Origin of the sequence: Variovorax sp. EBFNA2 (assembly GCF_033802765.1) — a bacterium.
Classification (GTDB): Bacteria; Pseudomonadota; Gammaproteobacteria; order Burkholderiales; family Burkholderiaceae_C; genus Variovorax; species Variovorax paradoxus_H.
In genome coordinates, this window is sequence record NZ_CP138497.1 from 821,525 (window position 1) to 839,139 (window position 17,615).

8 protein-coding genes and 1 pseudogene are annotated in these 17,615 nt (G+C 68.1%); 3 read left to right on the forward strand and 6 right to left on the reverse strand.

The window, feature by feature from the left end; genetic code table 11:
- Positions 1-84: 84 nt before the first annotated feature.
- Positions 85-1,524 (forward strand): PLP-dependent aminotransferase family protein, encoded by a 1,440-nt coding sequence (locus tag RZE79_RS34215; protein ID WP_319361880.1) that lies wholly within the window; start codon positions 85-87, stop codon positions 1,522-1,524.
- A 135-nt stretch (positions 1,525-1,659) separates the two neighbouring features.
- On the opposite strand, the pseudogene RZE79_RS34220 reads toward RZE79_RS34215, so the two are convergent.
- The 4 genes and pseudogenes from RZE79_RS34220 to RZE79_RS34235 all read right to left on the reverse strand — a co-directional run.
- Positions 1,660-1,912: pseudogene (locus RZE79_RS34220) on the reverse strand (NAD(P)H-dependent oxidoreductase); the annotation flags it as partial.
- Positions 1,913-1,930: 18 nt separating this feature from the next.
- A complete protein-coding gene (locus tag RZE79_RS34225) occupies positions 1,931-2,437 on the reverse strand; it encodes a hypothetical protein (protein WP_319361881.1) in 507 nt (168 codons plus the stop codon).
- 647 nt (positions 2,438-3,084) lie between these two features.
- Positions 3,085-3,282, reverse strand: coding sequence for a hypothetical protein (locus RZE79_RS34230; protein WP_319361882.1), 198 nt, complete (start codon positions 3,280-3,282; stop codon positions 3,085-3,087).
- Positions 3,283-3,705: 423 nt separating this feature from the next.
- Positions 3,706-4,119 carry a hypothetical protein gene (locus tag RZE79_RS34235; RefSeq protein WP_319361883.1) on the reverse strand — a complete coding sequence of 138 codons (414 nt, stop codon included), beginning with the start codon at positions 4,117-4,119 and terminating at the stop codon, positions 3,706-3,708.
- Here RZE79_RS34235 and RZE79_RS34240 point away from each other — a divergent pair.
- Complete coding sequence (locus tag RZE79_RS34240) at positions 4,109-4,369, forward strand: hypothetical protein (RefSeq protein WP_319361884.1); 261 nt, start codon at positions 4,109-4,111, stop codon at positions 4,367-4,369. The two genes, RZE79_RS34235 and RZE79_RS34240, sit on opposite strands and share 11 nt — an antisense overlap.
- Before the next feature lie 65 nt (positions 4,370-4,434).
- Positions 4,435-4,719 (forward strand): hypothetical protein, encoded by a 285-nt coding sequence (locus RZE79_RS34830; protein ID WP_373696608.1) that lies wholly within the window; start codon positions 4,435-4,437, stop codon positions 4,717-4,719.
- 31 nt (positions 4,720-4,750) lie between these two features.
- Here RZE79_RS34830 and RZE79_RS34245 read toward each other — a convergent pair whose 3' ends face one another.
- Positions 4,751-5,563 (reverse strand): sigma-70 family RNA polymerase sigma factor, encoded by an 813-nt coding sequence (locus RZE79_RS34245; RefSeq protein WP_319361885.1) that lies wholly within the window; start codon positions 5,561-5,563, stop codon positions 4,751-4,753.
- Between the two features lie 114 nt (positions 5,564-5,677).
- Positions 5,678-17,359, reverse strand: a complete 11,682-nt coding sequence (locus tag RZE79_RS34250; protein ID WP_319361886.1) for a filamentous haemagglutinin family protein — start codon at positions 17,357-17,359, stop codon at positions 5,678-5,680.
- Positions 17,360-17,615: the final 256 nt, after the last annotated feature.

A 17,615-nucleotide genomic window follows, 5' to 3' on the forward strand; every position in this document is an offset into this window, starting at 1 on the left:
CATGCCCGACGATAACAGCCACAATTTTCCGAAATTAGATGCAGTACAGTTGCGCGCAGTGCACCACGCAAGCCGGAGTGATCCATGTCGTTGTCCCCTCGATTCCGCTATGAGGAAGTCGCCGATTTCGTCGCCGGCCTGGCCGGCCGCGGCACGCTCAAGCCGGGCACGCGCGCGCCTTCGCTGCGCGAGATCAGCACGCTGCAGCGCACCAGCCTGAGCACTGCGGTGCAGGCCTACCGCCTGCTCGAAGACCGCGGCATTCTTGAGGTCCGGCCGCAGTCGGGCTACTACGTCGCCAAGGCGCCCCCTGCCCTGCCCGTGCCCACGACCGCGCGCCATTCGATCCGGCCGGCCAAGGTGGAGCTGTCGGACCTCATGCTCGACCTGCTCAAGCATGCGTCGGACGACGCCCTCGTGCCGCTGGGCTGCGCCATCCCGAACCAGCGCCTGCTGTCGTCCTCCAAGCTCGACCTCGTGCTGGCCCGCACGGCCCGCGTGAAGGGCAGCCAGTGCAACACCTACTCGCCGCCGCACGGCGAGATGTCGCTGCGGCTGGAGATCGCACGCCGCGCGCTGCGCTTCGGGCAGGCGCTCGCGCCCGACGACATCGCCATCACCTGCGGCTGTACGGAGGCACTGGCCTTGGCGCTGGACGCGGTCACGGAGCCCGGCGACACCGTCGCCATCGAGTCACCGAGCTACTTCGGGCTGCTGCAGGTGCTGCGCGCCAAACGGCTGAAAGTGATCGAACTGCCGACCGACGCCAACACCGGCGTGGACGTCGATGCACTGGGCGACGTCGTCGCCTCGGGCAAGGTGCGCGCCTGCGTGCTGGCGTCGAGCTTCAGCAACCCGCTGGGCTGCACGATGCCTGAAGAGAACAAGCGCGCCGTGCTGCGTCTGCTGGCCAGGCACGGAGTGCCGTTGATCGAAGACGACGTCTATGGCGACGTCCATTTTGGCGAGGAACGACCCCTGCCCTTCAGCGCGCTCGACACGCACGACAACGTCATCTATTGCGGCTCGTTCTCGAAGACACTCGCGCCCGGTTACCGCATCGGCTGGATCGTCACGCGCCGCCACATGGCCCGGGTGCTCGAAACCAAGCTCACCACCAGCCTCGCGACGCCGGTGCTGACCCAGGTGGCACTGGCCGCCTTCCTGTCGAACGGCGACTACGACCGCCACCTGCGGCGTGTGCGCCGCGAGTTCGCCGAGACGCTGGCTCACATGACGCGGGTGATCGAGCAGGCATTCCCGCCGGGCACCAAGGTGTCGAGGCCGGCGGGGAACTTCGTGCTGTGGGTCGAACTGCCCGAGCCTGCGGACACACGGCGGCTCTTTGCGCAGGCGCTGGACAAAGGCATCTGCTTCGCCCCCGGCGTGGTGTTCTCTGCCAGCGGCCAGTACGGCCACTGCCTGCGCTTGAGCGGCGGCCACGGCTGGGATGCAAGGATCGAGAAGGGCCTGCGCGCGCTCGGCGCGATGGCCACCCGGGCGCTGCGCCGGTCCAAAGCCTGAAACCGGGGGGCGACCGAAGTGCGGCCGGGCCGGCCACAGCGCGGCCCAATCACCCGTGCCACCCCTGGCGGCCACGGCCGACTCTATTCCCGAAGACGCCTTCGCCGGTGGGCGGCGAATGAATGCACAGGGGCACTAGCTCCTGGCCGCCTGCGCGATCTCGGGCTGAAGCTTGGCGAGGAATCCGTCCATGGTCTGCTCGCGCAAATCCACCGCCTTGGCACCGCCGCCGGCCACCATGGTCACATCGCTGATGCCGATGAGGTTCAAGATGAGACGCAGATACTGAGTCGCAATGTCGCGTTCGCGGATCGGCAATCCCTCGGTATAGACGCCGCCCGAGGCGAGCAGCACCGTCGCCTTTGCCTTTGACCAGGCCCCGCCCGTCGCAGTCTCTCGGAGGCGCCTATTCGAACCAAGGAACTGCATTGAGTCGAGGACAGATCGCACCAATCTCGCTGTGCCGAATGACCAATTCGGCTGCCGGGTCGAGTTCATCTTCGTACGAGGAAGCGAACTGTCGCAGCGTTACGTGGTACACGCCTGACGGCGCGGGCATTCGGACATGATGAGCGGCATATGGCGCTGTATCACTGAATTGGGCCGCCATCGTCAACTGGGTGTAGTCAGTCAACCAGAGCCCGCCCTCGCCAACCCGAATCAGCCCTGATACCTCTCGCCGCGCAGCGGCCGTCGACGGAGTGTCAGAAATCCGAAGGGACGCATTGGCCAGATCAGGGCCCAGATAGACGGCGAACAGTGCCCCAGTGTTCATCTGCTCCACGAAAGTGGCGAGCACCTGATCGAGTGTCCAATCTTCGCTGACGTATCCCGAATACGTATCAGGACACACCAGCGCGACAAAGCCGTCCTCGTCCACCACGGCATGCAATTCAAACTCGGCTTCACTCACAAGCGGGCTCCATCACATTGCGTGAGTTCCATTATCCACAGGGGAAACGGATCAGGAACAACCGAACACTCAAAACGGGTTGACTGCACGCTTGCGGCGATGGGTGGCGCGGAGTTGCGAACGCCTTCCCCAACGCCTCACGCGTTGCGGGATTGGCTTCAATTCACGCATTTCACCGAGACAGCAAAGTCAGATCTGCCGCTATCGGTTCCTGCCGTCAAGGTGACATTGCCAGCCGCTTGCAACCCGCCACCGCGTCACCGGAAGTCGAAAAAGTTCTTCGGCGATGCAAGTCGGGAGACGCTGTTCGTGGCCATCGATGACCACCCAGACTGGCGTTCGGTGGCATGTACCCGACGAGAAACAGGCGCAGGCGGCTATGTTCCTGCGCAGTTCGGTGGCTTGTTACGCGCGCTTGGGCATCACCGTGAAGCGCCTGTCCGAGGGACAACGGCGCAGCATTTCGCCCGCACGAGTTCCGAGCGGCCTGCATCGAAGTGGCCATCAAGCAACGCTTCACGCGGCCCGACAGCCACAGGACCAACGGCAAGGCCGAGCGGTTCCTTGGGTCCGTGCGACGCGAGTGGTCGACGGCTAGACCGACCCGAACTGTGCCCAGCGAGCGGATGCCTTGGTCAACGCGTTCCTCAATCCACCTCATGGGGGGATCGGGTGCGGTACAGCATGTACAGGGCCAGCGGTGCACCCACGAGGCCGATGACCGCGTTCAGGTGGAACACGTGGCGGCTCCAGGGCAGATGGAGCACGGGGTCGACCGCCAAGCCCAGCACTGCGCCGACGAGGCCCCCGGCGGGCAACAGGATGCGATGGTCTGCGCAGCGCATCAGCGTTCGCGCGATCTGCGCTGCCACGAGATCGGTGGTATCCCACAAATGCGGTATTTGGTTTGCAAAACCGCATGGATAGATTCAAACCTCCCACCACGAGGAGACTTCGATGAACAACAAGAGCCGCCTATGGGCATCCGGCCTCTTTCTTTGCGCCACGCTAGCGAACGCCGATGAAGCGCAACGCGCATGCGGAGACTTCGATAGCAACGTCATGACAACGCGCGCGCAGTGCCAACGAGAGCGAACACAGGACGACAGAGAGTACTGCGCAGCCACCAAGCTCAGGCGCGCCCAAGACGCGCATGCCTCGTGTCTTGTTCGATTCAACAGCCAAGGAGCGAGATCCGTTCAAGAAACCAGGGAGCGCTCAAATCGCATCCGGCGTGAACCGTGAGGTGAACCAACGTTTGCAACGCATCACTGATTCAACGCGGTTGTATAGGAGTTCATATGATTCGATTTTCTCTCGCGATTTTTCTGGCCTTCGTCTGTTCTCACGCACTCGCCAGCAATTGGACGACGTCCATGGACAACAAAAGAAAATGTGAGACCGCCGCTCACGAGGCCGACAGGAATCGCAGACAGATGGCGGCAAGCCACTACAAGCAGTGCGCCAAGGAATTTCAGGCTGCCGCCCAGTACTTTCGTGAAAATGATCAGGCGTACAACGGAAAAACGGCTTTTCAGCGGGGTCTTGACCAGTACAACAGGGGGAACATGCAATAGCAAGGTAACTTGCAGCGCGACCCGTGAGTGTTTGCCAGTCGCTATCCTGAAGACCGGCGACTCATCCATAGCATCGGCCTGATCGAGTTTCGCAATGAACGACAAGCCGCTGTGCCTGTACATGACGATGTGCGAGATGTTCTCGGACCACCTGGGTGCAACCGGAGCGTATCCGGAGAAGTTCGTCCTCAGCACCTTGCTGCACAGGCAGTACTTGCGAGACTGGGCGCTGATGCGCCAAATGGTCACGACGCGCATCGACCCGACAAACCACATGGGTGTACCCATCGAGATTTCGGATATCACGCCCAGCATCATGGTGGCCTCCAACGGGGCCGAGGTCGCGCTGCCGTGAGGCGCCACCGCGACCGAGCAGGGCACAGCACGAGATGGTTGAAAGTGCTTCTCGCTGCGGCAACGCTGGTCGCGAGCGGCGTCTCTTCAGCGAACTACCCATGCTCCGGCGGCAAAGGTGGAGTCGCCCGCTGCAACGGCGCACTGTTCATCTGCAATGACGGATCGATCAGTGGCTCGAAGAAGAACTGCTCGTCCGAGTCGGGTGCACCGGCGCTCAACCTGGTTGCGCCTCGACGCGCGGCGCCGGGAGGCGACTGTTTCTGCCGGTCGAACAACATTTGCACGGGCCCACGTGGCGGGCAGTATTGCTTGAGCGACAACGGCGCCAAGAGCTATATCCGAAGATAGCGGATGAAAGGCACAACGTTGAGCGGCCGGCCTAGAGACTGCGGCGCGCGTCGCAGGCACGAATTTCCTGGGAACCGCTTTGTTCACCGTGTCGACTTCGGGCTTGCGCGCTGGTGCCTTCCTGGGCATCGGGCATTGGCACCAGACGCAGGGCACGCCGCGGGGTGCTCACGCCAGTGAATACCTCCTGGCCGCTGTGTTCGGCGCAGTAGTCCAGTGCCTGGCACAGCGCCGTGTCCACGCTGCGCAGCGAGATGCCCAGCCAGTCGGCCACCTCCTGGCGGGACTTCTCCTCGATGCGAAGCCCGATAAGCGCCAAACGATGGCGGCGCGGCAGTCGCTTCATCGCGCGTTCGAAGGCTTCCAGGTCGGAGCGGGCTTCGGCGATGAGATCGGGGCCCGGGGAGTGATCGACCAGCGCTTCCAGTTCGGACGCCACGTCGGTGGCGTACTGCCAGGAGCGGTTGCTGCGCAGGCGGTCCATGGCGAGGTTGCAGGCCACGCGATAGACGTAGGCCTCGGGGCTTTGCACGGGCTCGGACACGTTCATCTCACCCAACCTCAGCCAGGCATCGTGCAGGCAGTCGCTGGCCAGGTCGGGGCAGCCCAGGTGCCGCTGCAGGCGCTGGCGCAGGCGGGCGTAGTTCGCGGCAAGGCACTCGCGCAGGACGGCGCCGTGGTCTTCGACAGGGGTCTCGGGAGCCACCGCATCCGTCGCCTTCAAGGAGGCAAGGCAGTGCCAGGCACGCAGGTCCGTGAGGGTATGGCCGCGCTGATCGTGTGCAGGGCGCCGGGCGTTCGCCAGCGGCGCATCGGTGCGACGCCAGCGCAGCGCGGGTGCCATGGCAGAGGCTGAAGCGGGGTGGTGTGCGTTCATGGCAGTTCCTGGGCAAAGGGTTCCCCGCCTGTTTGCCGCCAGGGCGGGAACAGGTGAAGGACACGATGTCGATGGGTGGGCCTAGCGGTCCTGCTGCAACAGGCGCCGCTCTTCCGCGGTCAGGCGGCTCAACTGGCGTGGGTCGAAGTGCTGACCGTTTCCGACGAGCTGCACCAGGTTCGAGGTGTCATATCGCGGCACACCGGACTGCAACCCCGACGGCGGCGGTGCCGGCTTGCTTGAGTCGTCGCGCTCCAGCCGTTCATTGCCGAAGCCCAGCACCCGCACCGTGAAGACCGAGGGCAGGTTCTGCCGGGCTGATGCCCGTTCGCGCTGCATCGCATCCTGTGCAGCCATGGCCGCCGAACTCGCCGCGGCGCTGGCGTTGGTCAGCGCGCCGATGTTCACCGCCGCCACCATCGGCAGGCCCGTCGATTCGCCTTCGACCTGGATGTTGTCGGCATTGAACACCTGCAGCGCGGCGATGTTGAGGTTGCTGGCAACGCGGATGCCCGCGTCGCCGGCGTTGATGGTGCCCTTCGGCGCCACCAGGTCCACGTCGCCCTCGCCCACCGTGCCGATGCCGCTGCCGCTCATGTCCAGCTTTTCCTGCACAGTGATGTTGCCGTCCGCGTCCGCGGTGGTTTCCGGTGCCTGCGCCACGCGCACGGTCTTGGCGCCGCGGCCGGCGTCGATGTCGCCCCGCGTCGCCCACAGCATCTGGTCGCTGCCCAGCGGGTTCGCCTTCGACACGAAGGACAGCAGGCGCGAGCGGTTGACGACGATGTCCTGTTCGGCGAAGACGTTGACCTGGCCCGGCGAGGCCAGCGTCACAAGACCGTAGCCCTCGGGCACGGCCGCACCGAGCGCGGCCATCTGCAGGCCCCCGCCGGGCGTGAACACGTTGATGTCGCCGCCCTGGTGCGTGCGCACCGCCATGCGCGTGGCTGCAATGTCGCCCCTGCCGCTCCAGTCGCTGTGCCAGTCGCGCGGGATGTCCTGCGCATGGCGCACCGGCCGGTCCTGCGCATGCTCGTTCCGGAACAGGGTGTCGATGGCCGCGTAGCCCCGCTGGTAGCCGCCGTTGAGCGGCTGCTCCTGCGCATCGGTCTGGTTCTGATCGCGACCGCCTTCGCGCAGTTCGTAGGTGAACACCTGGCGCAGGAACTGCTGGCGCGCGAGTGCCGGCAACTGCCGGTAGCGCTCCCACGACTGCTGCGGCGACAGCGCCTTTTCCCCGGTCATGCCCTCCACGAACGACACCAGCCCGCGCCGGGTGATCTTCTCGAGGTCCCCGCGCGTTTGCGCGCCATCGGTCAGATACAGCGGCACCCGCGTACCGTCGGCCAGCGTGGTCTTCAGGTAGTCCGGCATCGCGGCCACGTTGGCCGGATTCAGGTAGGCCTGTTCGAAGGCCTCGTAGCTGGCGGCTTGGTTCATGCCGGCCATCAGCGTGATGCCGGCACCTTCGCCGGGCAGGGCCTTGATGATGTTCGTTTCCTCGCCGTACGGCTTGGCCGAAACGTACTCCCAATAGCGATTGCCATTGGTGTACAGGGAGAAGTTGTTGCCCTGGATGTCGCGCCCGGCCAGCAGCAGCAACTCTCCCGGCCCTTGCAGCGCGACGCGGCTGCCCCGGTCGTAGTGATACGCCTCTGCGCTGCCGCTGTAGGGCGTGTAGCGGTGCGTCAGAAGCCTGTTCGCGACCGCCAGGATGTCGTTGCCCGCCGCCATCAGGGTGGTGTCCGTGGCGCGCAGGTTGCGCGTGCTCAACTCGAAGTTGCGGATGTCGGTGCCGGCCTGCACATGCACCGATTCCGATGCGATCAGGTTCAGGTCGATGATGGAGCCATCGCCGGCGTACAGGCGGCTGGGCGTGAAGTCGTGCGCCTGCATGGGCAGTGCATCGGGGTTGTCGAACAGTTCCGCGCCATTGAGGCTGTTCGTCAGGAACGTGTTGTTCACCGAGAAGCCGGCGTAGACCGACTTCAGCGGCGCGCCGAATGCGGAGGTGCCGTCGAGCATCGTCGTCAGGCCCGTCCACGGACGAAGGATCGACGGCCATCGGGCCAGCGTGCTCTGGGCCATGACGATGGCGCCGGTATTCAGCAGGCTGTTGCCGCGCAGGAAGCGCAGGTCCTGCGCCGCCAGCAGCGACAGATCGCTGGTGTTCGCCGGCGCCATGGCCAGCAGGCCGCCGACGTCGATGCTGCCGCCCAAGGCCGAGACGCTCACTTTGGCAGGGTACAGGCCCACCATGTCCGTCTGGAGCTTGGTGTCCGTGACACCGCTTGCCAGCCCGGTGGTGTTGCCCGCGTTGTTGCCGGCGACGTATTCCGACTGGTTCACCAGGTGCACGTCACCACCGGCGGACACGAGCCTGACCGCACTGCGCTCGGTGTAGCTGCTCATGAACATCCCGTGGCTCGCGCCGCCATCGACCTCCCTGTCGGCCTGGTCGACGTAGGCACGGCGGATGGCCATGGGATCGATCACGGTCTGCAGGACGAGGTCACCGAGCGTCTGCAGCTTGAGTGTGGCGTCCGACAGCGCCAGCACGGGCGCGATGTCGTAGGCATAGGCGGCATAGGGCCAACCGCTCGAGGTGCCGGTCAGGGCATAGCCGGCGGCGCTGGCACCGGCTTCGATCTCGCCCGCGCCGCGGCCCACGTAGTACTGGCCGGCCTTCAGGGTGCCGCCCGCCGTCACCTGCAGCTGCCCGCCGTTGCGGGTCACGATGGAGGCCCCGGCATCGCTGGCGGAACGCCCGCCTGTCACCCGCATGGTGCTGGGCAATGCCACCATCAGGTTGACCAGGTCACCTCCGGCCGAAAGCCGCAGGTTGCCGCCGCCCAGGGCGCCCAGGCCCTGCTGGAAGGTGGCGTAGTTCACCCACCAGCTCGGCTGCTGGCCGTGTGCGGACATGACGGGCGCCCAGGAAGGGCCCGCGTTGTAGGGATCGTAGTAGCCCGTGGGATTGTCAGACTCGCCTCCGTAGCGCCCTTGGCGGAACAGCCATTCGGTCAGTATCTGGTCCGAACGCGATCCCTGCGCGGTGGGTGCCCGCACATGGCCTTGCGCGGCGATGTCCACGTGGCCGCCTTGCGCGCCGTACTGGGCGTCGACGCTGGCGGTGCTGAATCGCCCGCCCAGCGTGGGGTCGGCCTCGGCCCGGCCGGCTGTGTAGAGCACCGAGTCCTTGTGCGCCAGCACCAGGTCGCGCCCGGCGCGCACCGTCAGGTCGCCGCTGCCGGTGCGCACCAGCTTGCCGGCGCCACCGGTGCCCGGCTCGGTATCGGCCGTGCCCACGCGGATCGTGCCGGCACCGGTCGCCAGCGCGCCCAAGGCTTGGGTGGCGAGCGCATCGACCGAACCCAGGTCCGCGCCCGACACCAGGCGCAGGTTCCACGAGTTGGCCTGCTGCAGCCGCGCCGCACGGCCGGCGCCATCGTCGCGGCCTGCCATGTCGAAGCCGTCGCTCAGGTGGCCGTCGATGTTCAGGTTGCCGCCGGCGCGCAACGTCAGCGTGCCGTCGCGGTGGGCCGCGCCGAAGCTGTCGAACAGGTTCCAGTCGCTGCCGAGTGTCAGGTCGCCCGCACTGGCGATCTCGATGCCCGCCGCCAGCGTGTAGCCCGCGGCATGGCCGCCCAGCCGCTGCAGGATGCCTGTGCTGGCGGCAAAGGCGTTGGCCTCGGCGATCGCCTGCGGTGCCACGGATTCCACCGTGCCGTCCGCGCTGGCATGGCGGCGCACGCCTTCCAGCACCGCGGAACGCGCGCCCTGCACGACGGCGTCCAGCGCCGTGACGTTCAGCCCGTCGTTGCCTGCCGTGCGCTGCGCGCGCAACCGCAGCTTGCCGCCCTCGCCCCCGCTCAGGTCCAGCGTGCCGCCGGCCAGATACAACTGGCCGTTGGCCGCTTCCAGGTCGATGCGGCTGCTGCCCAGGCCATCGATGGCGTCGGTGGCGCGAGCGGCCAGCATCGCGCCGGGCTGCATCGTCAGCCCGCCCCCGCCCACCAGGCGGATGCTGCCGCCGTACGCGGCATCGGCCTCGATGCGCGCCGCGCCGTCGATGGTGATCAGGCCCTGGTCGGTGATGACTTCGAAGTCGGCCACGCGCGTGGTGCCCGCCAGGGTCAGGTCGCCCTGGCGGACCCGGAACCGGCGCGATTGGCTGAACCCCGTGTCGTTGAGCGTTTGCGCCAGCGCGCCGAAGTCGGCCAGCTGGTCGATGGCGAGCGCAAAGCGCCCTCCCTGGCCGTTGCTGCCGCCGTGTGCCTGCAGCGCGCCGCCGAAATTCACGCGTCCGCCGGCCGACGCATCCACGGTCAGGCTGCCGGCATCGCCGCCGCCCGGATGGGCGGACACGTCCAGCAGGCTGCCCGCGGCCAGATCGATCAAGCCACCCCGGGTCGCCAGGCTGATCTGGCCAGCATCCACGTAGTGCGCGACGTCGTAGATGGCTTTTTCCAGGCCGCCGGCGCGCAGACTGCCGGCGCCGGTCAGCCGCAGGTCGCCCGTGCCGGCATCGACCGCGATGCTGCCGCCCAGTGCCAGCACGGGCAGCGCCAGGGTCACGCCCTGGCCCGACAGGCTCAGGCGCGCGCCCAGGCTGGCGCGGCCCAGCGCGGCCACTGTGCCCGCGTCCGGCGCCGTCCCCGCCTGTTCCAGCACCAGCGCGTTCTGCGTGCGCAGCGTCTGGTCCGAGCCCGACAACCCTTGCAGCGCCGGGGCGCGCAGTGTCAGCGCGGCCGTGCCGGCATCCAGGCCGCCAGTGCCTTCACCGACGATGCGCCGGCTGGCCGACAGCAACACGCGATCGAAGCCCGACAAGGTCTTGGCGCCTTCGCCCAGCACCAGTTCGTCTGCCGTCAGTTCGAGGCGGCCGCCGCCCGCACTCGTACCGGTCGACGGCGCGCCGGTGTTTTGCAGCGTCAGGTGCGAGGCCTGCACCTGCACGGTGCCGACGCCGTGGCCTTGCAGGGCCGCGGCGTCGAACACCACCTGCGCCAGGCCGCGCATGTCCAGCGCGCGATGGAAGTCCAGGCTGCCGTAGCTGTGCAGCGTGAGCGCCTGGGTGCGCGACAGCTGCGCCAGCGCGTCGTCGTCCAGCACCAGGCCGCTGCTGCCGCCACCGATGCCGATGCGGCCCGCGGCCACCGACAAGGCCGTGCCCGACAACTGCGCGCCGGCCGCCATCTCGGTGGTGTGGGTGGCGTCGATCAGCAATGCCGCGCCGCCCTGCAGCAGCGCGTCGGCGCCGATGCGCACTTGCCCGCCCATCGATGTGCCCACGTTCTCGCGCAGCGCCCGCACGGCCTTGCCGCTGCTCACGCGCACCAGCGCGCCCCAGTCCTTGGAGGGTGTCGTGATGTGGTCGTCGCCGGTGTCGTTCGGCGTGTTGTTGTCGTTCCACACGGGCGCCACCTGCGGCTTGAGCACCAGGTTCACCTCTTCGCCCGACGCCCGGCCGTCCGCGCGCAGCACGCTGCCCGACTCGACCGACACCTGATTCGTCGCGGCCAGGATCACTTCCGGGCCGCTCAACGCCGTGCCCGACGTGTTGCGCAGCACCACGTCGCTGGCGGCCACGTCCAGCAGCAGGCCCCGCGCATTGCCCGTGCGCGTGCCGCCCACCAGCAGGCTGCCCGCACCAAAGCGCGTGAGGCTGCCGGCATCCACGACCAGGTAGCCGTCGGCCCGCAGGTCGCTGTCGTTCTGCCCCGCCCCGACGATGGCGATCTTGGCGGCCGCGATGTCCACCAGGCTGCCGCGTCCGCCCGCGTCGGGCTGGGCGCGCAGTTCGCCGTCCAGCGTCAGGGCGTGGGTGGCCTTGAACACCACCGCGCCACCGTCGCGCGGCAGACGCGGGGTCACGACATCCTGCCCCGTCAGACGGTATTGCGTCAGCTTGAATGCATCCGAGCCAAAGAAGACATTGCCGCGGGCTTCGTTGTATTCGCTGACCTGGCGCACCAGGGCGCCGGGCAGCACGCGCCAGCCCGAGACGGCGACTTCCTGCGCACCGCTGGTCGTGTCCCGCGTGCGCCCGCCCACGATCGCCGAGCCGTCGCGCAGGCCGACCACCTTGGCGCCGGCTGCATCCCAGCCCGGCAAAGCCAGGCCCGCGCTCTGCACCGCGAAGGCGCCGGGCAGCAGCGCATAGCGTGCCGGCAACAACGTATACCAGCCGGCAGCCAGGCCGTCACCGGCCAGCCACACCTGCCGGCCCGCCGCGCCGCCCGCCACGGGCGACAGGCCCTGGTAGCCCGGCAGCACGGCGTACATGCCCGGCAGCGTCAGCACGTCATGCGAGCCGCCCGAGCCGGGCACGTGTTCCCAGGCGTGCAGCTCGCCGCCGCCCGTGATGTCCACCACCGCGCCCGCGGCCATGGCCACGTCCGGCGCTTGCAGCAGCACACGCTTTTCAGGGAGGGACGAGAGGTAGCGGTTCTCGTCCAGCTGGTTGGCATCGCCGCCGTTGGCGCGATTGCGGCCCGAGGGGTTGGCCGGGTCCAGCCAGTACTCGGCGTTGCGCAGGCTGCCATAGAGCACGTCCAGGCCGGCGCCGGACACCGAGGTCAGGCTGTCCGCGCCCAGCACCAGGCGCTCGCCGGCGTTCAGCGCGATCTGCCCGAAGGGCGCGCGCAGCACGCCATGCTGCTCGATGACCGGGGCGGTCAGCGTCAGGCTGCCGCCGGCCGACAGCGGTGCGGAGGCCGTGCCGTTGCCACGCACGGTGATGGATTCGCCGGACCTGATTTCCGCCGTCACGGCCGTGGCGGGGTAAATCTGTGCGGCCTTGATTTCCAGCGCGCCGGGCACGTCCAGCGTGGACCTGAGCTGGGCGTCGTCGTAATCGGTGCCGCCTTCACTGTAGGCGCCCGCCACGAAGCGCAGGTCGCCGGTTTCCAGCACCGTGCGTTCGAAACCGTGCAGCTTGACGGACTGCGCCTCGCCATTGCCGCCCTTCACGCTGCTGCCCGCGATGTCGATGGCCTGGCTGGCCGACAGGATCAATTCGCCCGCCTTCGTAGCGGCGGTGCTGGCCGCGCCCGCCAACGGGTTCAGTTGCAGATGGTGGGCGTGCAAGCGCGCCACGCCGCCCTGGCCGTCGCTGCGGATGACCGGTGCGGTGATGCTCAAGCGCCCGTTGATGTTCAGGTCCACGCCGCCGGAGACCTGCACGCCCACTTGCGTGGAGTGCAGGTTGACCGCCGACAAGCCCGTGCCTTGCAGCGCCGCCGCCGAGACGTGCAGCGTGCCATCGGTGGTGCCGATGCTGCCGATGTTGATCTTGTGGCCCAGGGCCGTTCCGGTCCCGCTCCAGAAGTACTTGTTGAGCAGGTCCACCACCTTCTGGTCGATGGCCGTGTTGTATTCCCACGGTGCCAGGTGCCCACCCGGTCCGGCGGCCATCGCCGGGCCCGCGTCGATGATCAGCCCGTTGCTGCTGGACACCGCCGTCGGCAGCGCGCTGTTGATCGCGGTGCGCATGGCGCTCGCCATCTTCACGTCGCCGGCATATTCGTCGTGCACGTCGAGGTTGCCGCTGGTGCCGATGATCCGCGAGTATCTTTCTCCGTCGAACGTGTAGGTTCCGGCCGGATTCTTGTAGAAGAGGAAGGAGCCGATGTCCGGTGCCACCAGGTCCCCCGACGCGCTGCCGGCCGCGCTGGTGTCCATGATGGACAAGGCCCCCCCCGCCGCCAGCGCATTGCCACCGTGGGCGCGCAGCCTGGCGTTGATGGCGCCGCCGTTCGACGCCGCAATCGCCACCTCGCCACCGTCACTACCCCATTCCTGCGTCACACGGCGCAGCGGGCCGAGCGCACCCGCGTCGCGAGCCCAGTGGTCCACCGAACCCCGCGTGCCCGATACGTCGATCAGGGCGCCTGCCTGCGCGTCCAGCGTGCCGGCGGTCAGCGTGACCTTGCCACCCGGCAGCACCTGGCCCTTGCGCAACTGCGTGGCGGGATCGTGAAAGACCTGCGCCGCGCCGGACAGCAGAAGTTCGGCGCCGTCGGCCAGCGTCAGGGTGTTCTTGGCACGGATGTTCAGCGTGCCCGCGGGCGCCAGGATGCGCCCGGCCACGACCACGGAAGCGCGCTGCTCGGCGCCATCCGCATCCAGCGACACCGCGCCGCCGGGTTCCACCTGGATGGTGGCGCCCGCATCGATGCGGATGCCCCCGCCCGACGCGCCGGTGGCCAGCGACAAGCTGCCGGGCGCGCGCGCAGCGCGACGCTGTGCGCCCAGTTCGTCCAGCGCGACCGGGGCCAGTGCCTGGCCCAGCGAACTTCCGCTGGGCAGCGCCCGCAATGCCGACACCGCCGCAGGCAGGTCCCAACCCGTCGGCCGGATGTGCGCCCGAGCACCTTGCGCGACCACGATGTCCCCGCCGATCGAACGGATGCCGATCGTGCCGAAGCCGCGTTCGGCGAACAGGGTTTCGGGCAGGTGCAGCGTGTCCGCGGACGCAGGCGCAGCGCCGCCGATCTGCACGTCGCCGGTGGCCCTGATGGTGAGCCGCGACGCATCGCCCCCCGACCCGCCGCGCAGGTCCAGCGTATCGAGCGCCTTGCTGTCGAAGGCCATCAGGGTCAGGGCGCCGCCGTCGCCGGCCTGCGGCTTGCCGACTCCGCGACCTGACGCAGCACCGGGCAACCAGCCTCCGCCGGACACGTCCAGCACCGCACCGGCGGCCACGTCCACCTTGCCGTACACCGTGCCCAGGCCCTCTTTCACCGGCGTGCCCAGCGTGATGGCGCCCCCATGGATGGCGCGCCCCAGCGTGACGCCGCCGGCGGTGTCGTTGATCCACTGGCCCGCGACGCTCAGCAGGCTGTGCGCGCCCAGGCGCAGCACGCTGTCGGCGACGCCGCCCCCGCTCAGGGTGATGGTGCCGCCCGGTGCGATGAGGCTGCCCTGGATGTCGAAGTTTCCGGGATTGCCCTGGCCCTCATAGACCGCGGCCGTGAAGCTCGCACCCGGCGACAGATTCACCACCGCGCCTTCTTCCAGCGCGAAGCCGGCGCTCAGGTTCAGCGCCATGGTGCCCAGCCCGGAACGGCTCAGCCCCGCGGCCGACAGCCAGGTGGTGCGGTGCGGACCTGCGCCCGCGCCGGGGGATTGCCCTTCGGGCTCGGTGAGGAAGGCGTCCTGCCCGAGCCGGCTGTCGATTGCGAAGCCAGCCGGCAGCAGCGCGGGCCGGTCGCTGATGACGACCTGGCCCAAGGTCCACATGCCTTCCTGCGCCCGGTCGGAGCCCAGCGTCAGGCGGCCGGCCCGTGGCAGGTCGGCCTGCTGCTGTGCGCGGTCGCCCGGCTGTACCGAGCCCCTGAACTCGCCTTCGAGGATGAAGGCGCTGCCGGCCAGGATCTCGATCGAACCTGCCTGCCGGCCTTCCACGTAGCCCGGCTCCCAGCGCCGCCCCGACAGCAGCGGATTGACATAGGTCTGCGTGACACCCCAGCGCGCATGCGACTGCAGGTACTGGCCGGCAATGCCCACGTAGGTCATGTCCGCCGGCGCGGACGACATGAGGTAGCTGCGCCCGTCCGCGCCGCGCAGCAGGGTTTCGGTATTCCAGCCGTCGCTGTAGCGCACCGACCCGCCCGACACGTCCAGGATGGAGCCGGGCCGCGTGATCACCGAGCCGTTGGATCGGACGGTGATCTCGCCCCCCCGCGCCGCCAGTTCGGACAAGGCGATCAGGCCATTGCCCACCCAGCCCGTCACGTCCGCCAGGGGGGTGCCGACCCACACGCCCTTGACCGGCTTGCCGGACTCGTCGGTGATCCATTCGACGCCCGCCATCAGGCCGGTGAAGCTGCCCGACCTGCGCCGATCCACGATGACTTTCTTGCCGTACAGCCAGGTGCCCGACTGCCGGTGGGAGTCGCGCAGTTCGTTGATGCGCAGTTCGGCCTCGACGAAGTTGCTGGCCATGTCGACCGGCATTTCCAGCAGGCCGGCGGTGCTGAGGGTGGCGTCTTCACCGATGAGGATGCGGCTGCCGTCGCCCACCTGGGCGTTGCGGATCAGGGCCGCGGGATTGGCTTGGGCCTGGATGTCGATGTGGCCCGCCGCGGCGGTCACCTGCGCGCGCGCCTGCACGTCGATGGATTTGCCGTACAGCTCGATGCGCCCCGGCTGGTAGCGCTGGCCGATGGCACCGCTTTCGATCTTGGTGAGGTCCCGCCAGTCGTTGACGACTTGGGTGATGCTGTCCGGCCCCAGGGTCAGCGAGCCGCCCGCCCAGGCCGCCAGGTGCGTGGCGGCGGGGTCCAGGGAGTTGTCGATGTTGTAGACGCCCTGGCCCCAGGCGCGCAGGCGGATGGAGCCGGCCCGATTGTTCAGCGCCGTGCTGGCCTGCAGGATGCCGTTCTGGCCGATCTGGCGCGACACCATGGTGATGTCGCCGTGGTCTGCCTGGATGGTGCCGGTGTTCAGCACGCTGTAGCCGACCTCGGCCGCGCGCTGCTCCATCAGCGGCATGATGTCGGACACGATGCGTCCGATCAGATACGGCTGGTAGGCAGGGCCCGCCAGCGGATTGACCGCATATTTGGCAGGGAAGGCCCAGGGCCGCACCGCCGAGGCGACGGCATCGAAGCCGCGCACGGTGGGACTGAGCTCCTTGGCTTCCAGCCAGACGTTTTCACCGGCGGCCAGCAGCGTCTGGCCGCCCGGCGTCAGGATGCGGCCGGCATTGCTGACCTTGGGTGCGAACAGCAGCACGTGGCCGCCCTGGCCCGTGATCTGCGCGCCCGCCTGCACCTCGACCTTGCCCGGCGCCGCGCCCGGATGGAAGGCCGGGCCCATGTCATCGAACAGGACGGACGAATCCTCCGGCATCCGGGTGGGGTTCTCGCCGAACGTGGGAACCCCCATCGCGATCTCCAGGCCGCTCCAATAGCCCGGGTCGCCCGGTTTCGCCCCCAGGCGCGCATTGATGCCGGCCTTGAACTGTTCGTCGCTGAGCTTCAGGCTGGAGGCGACGAGGTTGCGCACGTTGACCTGGCTGTTGCCGGTGAAGACGATGCCGTTGCGGTTGATGAGGTAGACGCTGCCCTCGGCCTCGATGCGGCCGGCAATTTCGCTGGGCCGGCCGCGGGGGTCGTTGATGCGGTTGAGCGCGATCCATTCGTTGGTGCCGGTCCTGGCGTTGGTGCCTGCGCGCTGGTCGAACTTCACCGTCGTGTGCTTGCCGACATTGAAGGTCTCCCAGTTCAGGATCGCCTTGTCATGGGTCTGCTCGATGGTCACCGTGGTCTTGCCGCCGCTCGTCGACTGGGTCGGGTCCTTGGCGTTGAGCCAGCCGGCGGTGAGGCGATTGGTATCGACCTTCAAGCCGCCTTCGCCCAGGCCCTCGGGCACATCGGAGGGTGCAAGCGCCGCAGCACGCCGTGCGGCCTCCTGCGCGGCCTGCTGGGCGGCAATACCGCGTGCGGCTTGATTCAGGCTGTGGATCGAGCGCTGCAGCTGCTCGTTGGCGCCTTGCTGCTGCTGACCCATCGGGCTCGTCAACGAGGATGCAGGCATGCCGTTGGGCAGCTTGCCGGTCTGCATGGCGGTGTTCTGCACCGCCCCCTTGGCAGCGAACCACGCCGGGCTGAAGGCCTGCCCGGCATGCGCCGTGCCGATGACACCGCCGGCGGCCAGCGTCATGGCGATGGCGCGAGCCAGGGGCGCCATCCGGAACACGCGTTCCTGCCTGCGTTTCGAAGGGGCCTTGCCGTTGCGTGCGCGTGGGGTCATGTGAGTTCTCGCCGAAGTTGCATCGATGCGGGTTCGGCTGTCCGACCTTGCCGGGCGGCCAGCCACTTTCCGGGAGTTCTGCACAGACAGAGCGGTGAGCGATCACCGGTGTCTGCACAAAAATCGCGATGGGCTAAGACGAACGGCCTCCCTGAAATCCCCCAACTTTTTTTGCGGCGCGTGTCTTCTCCGAGCATGACGACGTCCCTCAACGTATCGATGGCGCACGACATGCCCGCGACATGTGTTGCACGTC

What these genes read in the sequence shown, in the direction of transcription:
- RZE79_RS34215 (WP_319361880.1), top strand. Translation starts at nt 85, where the DNA reads ATGTCGTTGTCCCCTCGATTCCGCTATGAGGAAGTCGCCGATTTCGTC.
- RZE79_RS34230 (WP_319361882.1), bottom strand. Translation starts at nt 3,282, where the DNA reads ATGCGCTGCGCAGACCATCGCATCCTGTTGCCCGCCGGGGGCCTCGTC.
- RZE79_RS34240 (WP_319361884.1), top strand. Translation starts at nt 4,109, where the DNA reads ATGAACGACAAGCCGCTGTGCCTGTACATGACGATGTGCGAGATGTTC.
- RZE79_RS34245 (WP_319361885.1), bottom strand. Translation starts at nt 5,563, where the DNA reads ATGGCACCCGCGCTGCGCTGGCGTCGCACCGATGCGCCGCTGGCGAAC.
- RZE79_RS34250 (WP_319361886.1), bottom strand. Translation starts at nt 17,359, where the DNA reads ATGACCCCACGCGCACGCAACGGCAAGGCCCCTTCGAAACGCAGGCAG.